Here is a 12,403-nt window from a genome sequence, read left to right as displayed (position 1 = left end):
TGGGCGACCAACCGCTTGCGGGTCTCGTTGAACTCCCACACCGACACGTTGGGAACCATCATCAACGCGCGCTCGTTTCGTTTGAGCGACGAGGAGATGCTGCGATCCCTGCACAAGCTCTACCAGCAAAAGGGCCTGCTGTCGGGCATCGTGATCGACGAATGCGACGGCCTCCCATCGAGCAGCGCCTATAGCTCTCGCTTTGGCAGTCTGCTGCGCGCCTATCGCCTCATCGGCTTTACGCCGGATCGCGACTATCGCTACGTTCAGGTCAATCGCGATCTGCGAAAGCTCCATCCCGAAATCCTGCGCCAGGTGCTCGACGGCTTGAAAGCCACGGGCAGCGATGCCTGGCAGGACCTCCAGACCGACCGGGTGATCGTCAACAACGAGTTCAGCCTCGGCGTGGTGGTGGCGCGATGCGTCGAGGCGCCGACCGGACTTCTGCGCTGGCAGTTGCGCTTCGACACCTCGCTTGCCCCCGACATCACCATCGTGGTGCGCATGGACAGCGCCAATCGGGCGCCGCTCGATTACTATCTGTTCCCGCGGATCGACATGTTCTCCGAGAAGCTGCGCTTGGCGGAGGACAATGCCTTGGGGCTCGACGCCTACCGCTTCGACGATCTCGATCTTCTTTATGAAATCGCAAAGCCCGTTCCTCTCGCGGAGGCGATCTGATGCCAGCCGTCCGTCCCAACCAGATCGAAATGATCCCCATCTCGCGGATCACTGTGCTCAATCCCCGCGCCCGCAACAAGCGTCAGCATCGGGAGATCGTGAACAATATTGAGGCCATTGGTCTCAAGCGCCCGATCACGGTAAGCCGCCGCGTCGGGGCCGGCGGTCCCCGATATGATCTGGTTTGCGGGGAAGGCCGGCTGGAGGCCTTCCAGATGCTGGGGCAGACCGAGATCCCGGCGGTGGTTATCGAGGCCAGCGAGAGCGAATGCCTCGTGATGAGCCTGGTTGAAAATATCGCGCGGCGCACCCCGCGTCCCATCGATCTGATGCGCGAGATCGGCGCCCTTCGCTCGCGCGGCTATAGTGATGTCACCATCGGAGAAAAGATCGGCGTCGGGGCGTCCTGGGTCAACATGATCGGCTCGCTCCTCGAGCGCGGCGAGGAGCGGTTGGTTTCCGCGGTCGAAACGGGGCTCATTCCGATCACCCTGGCGATGGAAATCTCCAAGGCCGAGACGGAGGAGGCGCAGAATCTGCTCCTCGACGCCTACGAGACCGGCAAGCTCAGGGGCAAGCGGCTGGCCGCTGTTCGTCGCCTGCTCGAAATGCGGTTGCAGAGCCAGCGCAAGGGCGGATTGCCGACCGGGCGCTTGGGGCGCAAAGCCAGTAGCCGGCGGATGACGGCGGCCGATCTCATGCAGGTCTACCAGCGCGAGGCGGAACGCCAGCGCCTGCTCGTCAAGAAATCGGATTTCACCCAGGTTCGTTTGTTGTTCGTGGTCGAGGCGCTGAAGGACCTGCTCGCCAATGACGGCTTCATCAATCTGCTGCGCGCCGAAGGGCTGGCGACCATGCCGCGGGCACTCAAGGCTCGCGTATCGGGGGACGATCATGGCTGATGAACCGAAAGACCGGGAGGACGGCCATATTCATCTCGCTTTTGACCGAGACTTCCTGACGATCCCCGTGGCGGGAATCGTGCCGCTCAAGACGCTGCCGGACGGCGCCAGGGCGAGCCGCTCCTATGCGCAGGTTCTGAGCTCCATCAGGGCGATCGGCTTGATTGAAGCGCCCGTCGTGATGGCCGACACAAAAAATCCCGGAACCTGGTTTCTCCTCGATGGCCATCTTCGGCTGGAGGCGTTGAAGGAACTCGGCGTCGTCGAGGTCGAATGCCTGCTCGCTACCGATGACGACACCTATACTTACAACAAGCGCGTCAACCGCATACCGCCGATCCAGGAACACCGGATGATCGCGCGTGCAATGGACCGGGGTGTGTCGTCGGCTGACATCGCCGCCGCCTTGAATCTTCAGGTCGAGTCGGTGCTGCGGCGTTTTCGGTTGCTGGAAGGGATCAGCCCCGAGGCGGCCGAGATGCTGAAGGACACGCCCTGTTCGATGAAGGTGTTCGACATTCTGCGCCAGATGACGTCGGTCAGGCAGATCGAAGCCGCCGACCTAATGATCGGTCAGAACAATTTCACCGTCATGTTTGCGCGTGCGTTGCGCGCGGCGACCTCTGAAAACCAGCTTGCCACTGCCCGCAAGGGAAAGGGCGGCGGCAAGCCGACGCCTTCAGGCCAGCAGATCGCCCGGATGGAGCGCGAATTGGCGGCGCTCCAGACCCAGGTGAAGTCGGTTGAGGAGACTTACGGTATCGACAATCTGCATCTGACCGTCGCGCGCGGATACATCGCCAAGCTGTTGGCGAACAATCGGGTGGTTCGTTGGTTAGCGACTCATCAGCAGGACTATCTCAGCGAGTTTCAGAAGATCGCCGAGATCGACACGCTCGGCCCGATCGCGGAAACGCCGAGCGCCTGAGGCAGGTATATGGGGACCCGGACCCGATAAGCGCGGGGACCATGGGAGAAGCCGCACCGTGGGGCGGATCAATCATGGTGGCGGGAATGGCGGCGAACCCGCATGAGGCCCACTAGGTTGGCCGTCATATGGTCCAGCCGCATGAGGGGTGGTTTGCCTCGCATGAACTGAAGGTGGGCGGGCGCGTCGGAAGCGCCGACCGGCGCGTCCGCCATTTGTGCTGAGCGATCAAGCACTATCCATGGCGCTTTGTTCAACTCGCTTTGGGGCGCGGCACTGCACACGATTCCTGTCGTCCCACGCCTCAAGCTCATCGACCCGGTAGAGGACCGCTTTGCCGATTTTTACGAACGATGGCCCGATCTTCATCGCACGCCAGTTCCGAAGGGTGCCAACGGAAACGCTGCCGCGATAGCGTTCGGCTACCTCTTCCGGCGTGAGAAATGTGGTCTCTGGCATAATCCCTCCTTCGGCAGAAGACCTGCCGTTGATGGTCGAGCGCGATGCGCATTTCGGGATGTGTCGGTCATTCAGAGGCACCGGCACGCTGGCCGAGCTTTGATGGCGCACGCTCCTGCATGACCAAACATGAGCGCGCGGAAGTGGTCAGGGAAGTATCAATCGTCAGGCGTAGGGAACGCGGATAGTCGAGGATACAAATAGGCGGGGATGCGTAGTGGTCTTCCCGTTTGCAAAGGCTTTTGATGCCAGATGCAGTGAGGTCATCACGCTGACCTGTCGAACGACTCTGGCTCGAGCCGAATTTGCAGGTCTACAAGCAGGTTGGAGTCCATGCCGTCACCGGCCAGGGTTTGCAGGTAGTCGAGCAGATCGTCCTGCCGCGGTTGACCGAAGGCCAAGCGATAAACTGTGAGGCTGCGTTTGAGCCAGGCGAGCCGTGTGACTTCGCGGCTGAACGGCAACAGCGGCACGCGCCGTTCGACCCGCACGGAGCCCTCGTAGATCCAGTAGGGGATGAGGTCGGTATCGACCGTGGCCTCGGATCGCGCCTGTTCGAACATCAGCCGCCACGGGTCATCGGGAACCTGCCCGCACGCCCTGACGACAGCGGCCTGGCGTTCCGCCAGGTTGAGGCGCACGGCGTGGCCCTTGAAGCGATGAACCCGGCCTTCGCGCTGTTCAAGGTCCACCGGGTTGCCCGGCAGGTTCCAGTGGTAGACGCGATAGCAATAGGGATGAAAATCCAGCCCCTCCTGACCGACGGACGTCGTGGCGAGAACGAACGGCCGAAACGGCGAATTGAAGGCGTCGCGCACTCCTCCAAGCCGCGCGACGGCGCCGTCCTCGTCCTTGTAGTCGGCGAGCCGCATCGCAAAGCGCCCGCGCATCTGGAATTTGCCTATCGTGAGGGCGCCGTCATCGACATGCACGTCATCGACGTCGATCTGCGATGGGCGGACAGCCAAGGCCGAGGCCATGGCCCGGGCGACGCCGATCGCGCGCTCTGCGGCGGGACGCGCCCCCAGACCCTCGGCGTCGACGAGATAGTGGGCGTATTCGTCCAGGACGGCCTGAAGATTGTGATCCGCACAATAGGTCAGCACACGATGCCAGTACCGATCGTCGGCGTTGCGCCTGAGCAGCGCAACGGCGTCATGCTGGTTGAACAGTGTCCGGAAGGACCAAGCGACATCGGCGGCCGCGCTGAGCAAGCGCGGATCATCCCACGCCAGTTCTGGCGCGATCCGCTTGAGCGCGCGAAGCGCACAGACCGCCGGGCTGCCGAGCGCCACATCGACCAGCAGGTCCGGCAGATCGGCGGAAGAGGCGCTGATCGTGCGCGTCTTTACGGCGCCCGCGAGTTCGGCGACATGATCCTGGAAGGCGTCCTCGCTCGCCAGCGCGCGCATGCCGTGGGGCGTCTCCAGCCAGGCGCGAGAGCGCTTTCCTAGCGCGTCGTCGATCACGGCGGGCGCGGCCCATTCCGCACCAGCGGTATCTGCCTCTGGTCCTGCGGTTTGCTGGATGACGTCCATTGCGGGCTTGAGCCGATCCCTGATCGCATCGCGCATCGCGTCTTGCGACACAGCGCCCTGCTCGGCGAACACCGCAAGCGGATCGGCCAGTTCCGCCAACGCCGGCGATGGATAGATCAGCAGCAGGGCGCGAAGGCCCGCGAGGCGCCCCTGATCCTGACGGAACTGCAAGGGGCGCAGGCGATGCTGGTCGAAATAGCGGCGACCGGATTCCCCAACCCCCATACGCCGTTCGGCTTCGTAGGACAGGAGGGCCGCCACAGCGTCGGGCACCATGGACCAGGAGGAGAAGATCAGCGCCTTGGTAAGCGGGGGGCCAGGCGGCGTCGCGCCATAATAGGGCATGGCGGCGGGGATCCAGAGATTTTGCTCGAGATGCTGGCCGAACATGTCATCCATGATCGCCCGCATACGGCCGTTGGCTGGCTCCAGCGGTGCGTAGGCGTCGATGGACTCCCGATCGAGCATGGTTGGACGCGCCGTCCGGATGGCGTCGCACAGGGTCGCCGAAGGCGCCTGCGCCTGGGCCGCCAGAAGCTGCTTCAAGCTGTAATGGCGCATGAAGTTGAGCAGGTAGGGCGCTGATTTCCAATATTCAATGATCTCCGGGGCGTCGAGCGTGCGCGCCACCTGCGACAGGGCCGACGCCTGGGCGAGGTCGGCGGGGGCGACCGAGACCGTGATGGCGGGTTCGCTCATCATGGAATCGCGTTCGATCGTGGATGCAATCCGTTCGGTGCGCGCGATCACGCGTCGCAGGCGTTGTTCGATCGTCTTGCGGGCCTCGACGGCTGAAGCGTGCGATTGCGGGAGGGCGTGCAGGAGGCCGCGGAAGGCGCGCATTTCGTGCGCCAGGGTGGCGGCCACGTCCGGGCCTTTCTCCCGGCCGTAGAGGAAGCTCAAGGTTTCGAGGAAGTCCCGATAGTGGTCGCCTTCGTCCGGCTCATCGCCGGCGAGCGTGAGCATCCGGTACGGCGTGGCGGACAGCAGCAGGGTGCGGGCAGCGTGTCCTTCGGCCCCGGAATAGTCGAACAGTTCGCGTGCGAGGATCGCCGCATCGCTATCGCCATGCAGAAGGTCCCGGAACCGCTGGAACTCGTCCATGATGATTAGGTCGGGCTGGAGGGCGTCGACGCAGGCGTGGGACAGTTTGGCGCGGAGTCGGGCGACCAGAGCGTTGCGCGGATGGGTCATCTCCGGGGGATAGGCGTCCCGTCGGCGCGGGAAGAGGTCGCAGACCCGTTCGAGCTCCTCGAAGAGGTCGCGGTCCGCCTGCACGTCGCGGCGGAAGCGCGCGATGATGCGTTTGTCGACGCCTTCAAGGGTGAGGCTGTCCACGGCGCGGTTCCAGCCATCGGCGCCGGCTGTCACTTGCAAAAGGTTGTGGAGGCCGCGTGGGCGCGAAACGAGATCGCGCAGGAGATGGCACAACAGGGCGCGTTCCTGCGTCACGCCCGTCGCGGAGCGCAAATCGAACGTCGTGCCCGGCGTCAGGCTGATGAAGTTCACCTTGTTGGCGTCGAGGCCCGTCTGGTCGCGCAGCTGCAAGGGAATGAGGGTCATGCGGGTCGGTAGGGCCAGTTCGCGCCGGCCGAGCACATTCAGCCGGTTGAGGTTCTGGGCGGCGATCGCCTGGTTCGAGCAGATATAGAGGATGTCGATGCGTTTGGTGCTGTCCCACAGGTGCTCGATCATCCGGGCGATGACCCCGCGCGCCACCATCGTCTTGCCCAGACCGACCTCGTCGGCGACCAGGAATTGACGGACGGGATCGTCCTGGCCGTAGAGCCGGTCGAACACATAGTCGACGGTCCGCCGCTGGAAGACCTTGAGAGGGGCGAGCGCCGTTTCGGCGCGGAACCGTTCATTGCCCATGCGCGGCGTCCTCGGCTGCGAGCGCGCCCCGGAATGCGTTCCACAGGGCGCGGAATTCGGGCGGGATCGGATCGGTATCGGCGCCGTCTCCGGTTTCCAGGCGCGCGATCAGCCTTTCGATGGCGCGCAGCTGGTCGCCGCCGCGGCAGAAGGCGCTGACCATCTCCTCCAGGATCGGCGCATCGTCGCTTGCCGCGCGCCATGCGCCCTGGCCCGAACCGTCTTGAGCCGCCAGCGCCGCGGCGAACGGATCGCCCAATTCGGAAAGCAGCAGCCGCAGATAGCGAAAGAAGGCGTCCTTGCTGTCGATCACCCAGCGCAGGATGGCGGCGTGGCGCTCGGCAGGCAGCCCTTCCATGATGAGCCCGGTGCTGAACAGGATGGAGACGTCCTTCTGCTCGTCCGTCAGCTGGCAGGCCAGGAAACGGGTGAGGTCGACCAGCGGCATCGCGCCCAAGTCCGCGGGCTGTCCCTGCCGAAGCCGCTCCAGCCCATCGCGCGCGTGACCCTCGCCCCGCGTGATCGGCCAGACACGCAAGCTACCGATCCCCGCAAGGGAGAGCGGCTCGGACGGGACCAGCCAGACCCGCCAGAGCGGCGCGCCGTCATCTGCGGGCTCGGCGCGTTCGCAACGCAGCCTGAGGCCGCTGCGGCAAATCTCGCGCCGGGCCTGATCCAATCGCGCCTCGGCGGCGCGTTGCGCGGCGTCGCCAGGGTTCAGTTCGTCGCGAACGAATGGTCGCGTCAACCGGCCGAACCCTTTGTCGCCAAGGATTTCCTCGACGCTGCCGACCCGCGATCGCTTGCCGGTCAGGGTCGCGAAGAGCTCGACATTGCGGCCAGTCACCAGCGCCGGCCGTGTGGCGTTGCCAGATCCGACCGTGATCGCGGTGTCCCAGCCGCGCTCGGCGATGAAGGCTTTGGCGTGAAGGCCCTGCAAGGTCGTCGCATCGGCCTCTTCGCCGTCTTCGGCGGCCGCCATTTCGTCGAGCACGGCGACGCGAGCGAAACGGTCGAGTGTCGCGCCCGACACCTGCACGAGTTCGTCGGAGCGTCCGATGAAGACGGGCTTGTCGGCGCTGGCCAGGCTGGCGAGCATCTCCAAGGTCTGGTCGTCGCAAAAAGGCGAGACGACGCCGAGCCGCGCGCAGGGGTCGGGACGCCATGGCTTGCCGCCGAGGCCATTGACCGCGAAGGTGACGCTCTGGAACGGCTCTGGCAGGCTCCATTCGGCGCGTCGCAGGTCTTCAGCGATTTCACCGACAAGGGTGCTGGTTCCGTCCGGCGCGCCCGCGGTCGCCAGATCGGGGAGCCGGCGAAGGAAATTGGCGAGCCCACGGTTGGCGGCCTTTGGCTGCTTCGTGATCACGCCGTCGAAGGAAGCGGCGATATCCCAGGAGCGGTCGCGCGTCAGGTTGCGCGACAGGATGATCAGGCGCAGCCGCGCCGGATCTTCGGGCCTCACCGGCGTGAAGCGAAGCGCCCACATCTTGGGATGGAAGGCGCCGCCCTGCGGCGCGGCGACCTCGACCACGATGCGTTCCAGCAAGGAGCACAGGCGGGAATGCGGACGCGCGCTGGCCTGGATGTGGCCGGCGTCGGTGAAGACGACGAGCCGACCGGCGATCCGCTCCGCGCCTTCCAGCAGGGCCACGGGATGGGAGAGGATATCGTCGCGATTTTCGGCGGCGAAGAGGGCCAGGCTGACCGGCACGGCGAGCGCGGTCTCGAAGTCGAGGGAGTAGGTCGTGGCGACCGCCGCGTCGAAGACATAGCCGGCGGGCGGCTGAAGATTGGCGCCGTAGAGCATGCGCTGCTCGGGATCGAGGCTGCGTCTATTCAGCATTGGCAAGATCCCGCAGGTGAGACTTGGCCTGCGCCCAGCGGAAGCTGAGGCGATCGGCGCCCGATGCGCCGGTCCAGCGGTCGCGCACGGCGTGATTGCCAAAGCGGGACTGACTGGTCTTGAGGCGGCGTTCGCGTTGCTCGACAAGCTGGCGGGCCGCTGGCGCCGAGATCACCTGGTCGGCCCCAAGAACCAGCTCGCACCACTCGGTCACGAAGCGTTTGGCTGCGGGGCGGACGGTGTGCGCCGGATGCTCCACGACGGACCAGAACTCATCGAGCGACCAGGCGCGGACGGCGCCGGGGTCGAGGTCGTCGCGCCAGGCGGCAAGCCGCTCGCGATACGCCTCGATCCAGTCGTCGCGTTGGCGCAGCTCGCTGAGTGCGAGGTTATAGAGCAGCGCCGCGCCGTGCATGACATGGGAGAAGATTTCGCCGTGCTGGACGAGACGGCGGGCGGCGGCTGGAAAGGCCGACAGATGGGGATGCATCCAGATATGGTCGCAGTCCGCGTCGATGCCTTCGCGCGCCAGCATGGTGAGCAGAGCGGTTGGCTGACTGGCGACCAGGCGGTCGATGAGGAACTGCGCCTCGTCGGCGGTCAGGCGGAAGTTGGCCTGATCGAGCAGGTCGTCTGGCATCCGCGGCAGGGCCGGATTCCAGACGGCGGGCGCCGGGGCGCTGGCCAGGGCGTCCTCGCTTCCGGATGCGCCGCGCGAGCGGCCACGGCCGCGCAGGGCGACGAACAGGCTGTCGAGCGAGCCGGGAAAAGCCCGAATGCCCCACGCGCCCAGCCCCGCCCAATAGACCGAGCTGGGCAGCCGCTGGAGCCGTGGGCCCGCATCGCGGCCAATGACGCCATTGGACTCGCCGCCGGCTTTCAAGGCGTCGGCAAGCCGGATCTCGGTGTCGCGCGCCTCGGCGCGGAGCTGCGCCTCGGGGACTTCGCGCTTTTCCAGCGTCCGATAGAGCCAGGGAATGAACAGCATGTATCGCAGGCGCGTCTGGATCGTGCTCGTGCCTGGAAAGAGGTGATCGGCGATGGAATCGCGGATCGCCCCAAGCCCCAGTTCGTCACGGGTTTCGCGCTCCTGAAAGAGCGCCATGATGCGTTGCGCACGCTGCCGCTCAGCTTCATCGAAATCGATCCAGGCAAGAGACGACATGGGCTCAGGCTGCCTCGCTCTCGGTCGGCTTCGTCGGCAGGACGGGAATGACGGAGCCGGAGGTCATCAGCACGATCAGTCCGCGCTCGGCGCCGGTCATGTCGAGATAGGCCCGCACCTGCGCGCGATAGTGATCAAGCGTTCCCGTTGCCGGCGTCACATCGCTTTTCCAGTCCACGACGACGGCAGGGCTGCCCTCGGCCGTCAGGGTCAGGGCATCGGCGATCCCGGCCGTTGCGGTTTCCACGCCGTCGGCCGCCTGTGCGGAATAGACGGGAAATTCGGCCAGAAGACCCGGCCGCAGGGCCGCGATGTCAGGCAGAGCGAGGGTCCGGGCCACACAGGCCGCCAGTTCCTGCGCCGACAGCCCCGTCGCCGGGTCGGCGACGGGAGACTGGCCGAGGGCGCGGATGAGGTGGCCAGCCCGTTCGGCCAGGGCGGCTTCCTCCTCCTGGGTTCCGCCGGTCAGCACCTCTTCCATGAGCTTGTGGAGGATCAGCCCGCGCTCACGGCCGCCCTGCACGAGGACGGCTGCCTCAAGCTCGGGGGGCTGGTCGTCGGCCGATCCTGTCCAGAGCGCGGCTTCCTCTTCCCGCAGCACGGTCCCGGCGGCGTTTTCGTCGCGACTGGGCGTGAGCCAGGTCAACCGCGTCTGCGCGGTCGCGATGGCTTCGGCTTCGGCGGCGAAGCTCGCACGCGTCTGGGTGTTGCCCGCGCCCGCACCTGAGGCCGCGAGGCCGGCAGGCAAGTGAGAGACGTCCAGGCGGGGCAGGTCGGCGAGCGACAGATCGATGAGACCGATCCAGGCCGATTTCGACGGCGTGGCGTCGAGCCGGGTCAAGACAAGGAGTTCGCGGGCGCGGGTGGCCGCGACATACCAGAGCCGGATGCGTTCGCGGTCCAGCTCCTCCTTTTCCGCCTGGCGCGCGGTTTCGTAGCCCTCGGGCACAACGCCCAGGACCGGGCAATAGAAGGTCTCGGTCTGGCGGTCGATCACGGCGCTGTCGGGCGCCATGACGCCGGTCATGGTGTTGACCGGAATGACGATCGGCCATTCCAGCCCCTTGGCCGCGTGCATGGTGAAGAGCGCGACGGCTTCTTCCTGGGCGTCCGGCCGGCCTTCGACCGCCCGCGCTTCGTCGGACCAGGCCGCTGTCATCGCCTCGGCGAAGGCGCGCAGGCCACGCACGGCGTAGCCGGTCGACAGGCTGAGATAGAGATCGACATTGGCCAGCGCGCGCTCGGCCTGACCACGATGGCGATCAAGGAGGATCGGGCGAACCCGCATGACGTCCACGGCCTGCGAGAGCAGAGCGTGCGGGGTCGTGCTGTTGCCGCGCCGGAAAATCGATTGCAGCCGCTCGATAACCTCGCGCACGAGCGGATGGGCGATGACCGCCGGGTCGACGCCGAGGTCGAGGCGCGGGATTCGAGCGGGTTCGTCCTCGGCGCGCGGAAGCCCCCAGACGACGTCCAGCAATTCTTCCTCGGTGAGGCCGACCAGAGGTCCGCGCAGCAGAGCGCCGAGCGCCAGGGTGTCGCGGCGATCGGCGAGGATGCGGGTCAGCGCGATCAGGTCCTGGATCTCCTGACGGCGGAACAGGCCCTTGCCGGCCTGGGTCGCCACGGGAATGCCCCGGCGCTCCAGGGCCTCTTCATAGCGCCACAGCTCCGCACCGGTCGGCGCCAGCAGGGCGATGTCGCCCGGCTGGCAGGGGCGTTCGGTCCCGTTGCGCCGGTCGATGACGGGCTGGCTGTCGATCAGCCGCGCGCACAGCTCGGCGATGGCGTCAGCCTCGGCGTCGCGCTGCTGCTCGGCGCTCGCCTTACCATTCTCGTCCGCGACGGCGATGTCGATGGCGGCTACGCACAGATCGCCTCGGTCGTCGTGGAACGGGTCCAGAGCGGTGAAGCCCGGCTGTCCATCGGCCGAGAGCACGGCCTCGAAGCGCTCATTGACGAAGGTGAGGATCGAGGCGCAGGAGCGGAAATTGGTGGAGATCGACAGGAGGCTGTCGGGGTCCTGGGCGCGAAAGGCGTCGCGGGCCTGCACATAGGCGCCGACGTCGGCGCCGCGGAAGCGATAGATCGCCTGCTTGGGGTCGCCGACCAGGAAGAGCGCCCCCGGCCGGATGTGGAACTGGGTCCAGTCGTCATCGCCGTCGACCGGCTCGCCGCACAGACGCCAGAAAATCTCGGTCTGCTGCGGGTCGGTATCCTGGAACTCATCGACGAGGACGTGGGCGAAACGCTGCCCGAGCGCGCGGCGAACGTCGTCATGGTCGCGAAGCAGATCGCGCGCGGCGAAAATCAGATCGTCGAAATCGAGTTGAGCGCTGGCGCGCTTGTGGGCGCGGTAGCGGTCCAGGATCGGACGCGCTTCCTCGATCAGGGCCGCGAGGGTCCGGCTCGCCGCGGCTTGGAGAAGCAGGGCCCATGCGTCGCAGCAGGCCGTGTAGTGGGCGTCGGCGGCGTCGTTCAGCCGCTCGCCATCGGCCTTAGAGAGACCGGCTTGCTTCGCCGCGGCCGCCCATTTGCCCTTTTTGCGGTAGGAGGCGAAGGCGCCGGCCTTGGTGCAAAGGTCCGGGTGGGGCCGCGAGGTGAGGAGCCCGACGAGCCCAGCGGGCGTCGCCAGATCAGGTCCGCTGGCCAAGGCGGTCGCCATCTCGATGAGCCGTTCGACGATCGTCACGGTTTCAGGTTCGGTCGCCGCTGCCGCGTCCATGAAGCCCGCGAAATCCGCCGTCGCCTGCCGGAACACCGCCAGGTGGCCGTCGAGCGGGGAGATGGGCGGCGCGGCGAGCGTGCGACGGCGGCGCAGATGCTCGGCGATCTTGTGGACCAGCGCCACGGTTTCGCCGGGGCTGTGCAGCACCATCTCGGCGAGGATGCCGCCCTGACCGCCGGACAGGCGCTCGCGCAGCCAATCATCGACCATTTCGAGGAAGGTGAGATCGGCCTGGTTGCGATCCATGACGCCGGCGCCGGGATCGATGTCGGCCTCCGCCG

At 66.3% G+C, this 12,403-nt stretch carries 7 protein-coding genes and 1 pseudogene; 3 read left to right on the top strand and 5 right to left on the bottom strand.

What is annotated here, in order from left to right; all coding sequences use genetic code 11:
• From V7082_RS19565 to V7082_RS19555, 3 genes and pseudogenes are all read left to right on the top strand, one after another.
• A pseudogene (locus tag V7082_RS19565) lies at positions 1–681 on the top strand (recombinase family protein); the annotation flags it as partial.
• Positions 681–1,583, top strand: coding sequence for a plasmid partitioning protein RepB C-terminal domain-containing protein (locus V7082_RS19560; RefSeq protein WP_020818591.1), 903 nt, complete (start codon positions 681–683; stop codon positions 1,581–1,583). The pseudogene V7082_RS19565 and the gene V7082_RS19560, both read left to right, overlap by 1 nt.
• Entirely contained in the window at positions 1,576–2,511 is a 936-nt protein-coding gene (locus V7082_RS19555; protein WP_020818590.1) for a plasmid partitioning protein RepB C-terminal domain-containing protein, read from the top strand. The genes V7082_RS19560 and V7082_RS19555 overlap by 8 nt, the downstream gene beginning before the upstream one ends.
• Before the next feature lie 228 nt (positions 2,512–2,739).
• Here V7082_RS19555 and V7082_RS19550 read toward each other — a convergent pair whose 3' ends face one another.
• The 5 genes from V7082_RS19550 to V7082_RS19530 form a co-directional block, all read right to left on the bottom strand.
• On the bottom strand, positions 2,740–2,970 hold the full coding sequence (locus V7082_RS19550; RefSeq protein ID WP_020818588.1) for a helix-turn-helix transcriptional regulator: 231 nt from the start codon (positions 2,968–2,970) through the stop codon (positions 2,740–2,742).
• 266 nt (positions 2,971–3,236) lie between these two features.
• Positions 3,237–6,308 (bottom strand): helicase-related protein, encoded by a 3,072-nt coding sequence (locus V7082_RS19545; protein ID WP_200862234.1) that lies wholly within the window; start codon positions 6,306–6,308, stop codon positions 3,237–3,239.
• Between the two features lie 64 nt (positions 6,309–6,372).
• A complete protein-coding gene (locus V7082_RS19540) occupies positions 6,373–8,193 on the bottom strand; it encodes a phospholipase D family protein (RefSeq protein ID WP_020818586.1) in 1,821 nt (606 codons plus the stop codon).
• A gap of 25 nt (positions 8,194–8,218) precedes the next feature.
• On the bottom strand, positions 8,219–9,334 hold the full coding sequence (locus tag V7082_RS19535; protein WP_334151181.1) for a DUF6361 family protein: 1,116 nt from the start codon (positions 9,332–9,334) through the stop codon (positions 8,219–8,221).
• A 64-nt stretch (positions 9,335–9,398) separates the two neighbouring features.
• Positions 9,399–12,403: UvrD-helicase domain-containing protein (locus V7082_RS19530; protein WP_334151179.1), on the bottom strand; the 3,005-nt coding region annotated here is incomplete at its 5' end.

This window comes from Hyphomicrobium sp. (assembly GCF_036833075.1).
Taxonomy (GTDB): domain Bacteria; phylum Pseudomonadota; class Alphaproteobacteria; order Rhizobiales; family Hyphomicrobiaceae; genus Hyphomicrobium_C.
The sequence above is the reverse complement of the archived record's forward strand: the minus strand, read 5'-3'. Positions and strand labels throughout refer to the sequence as shown.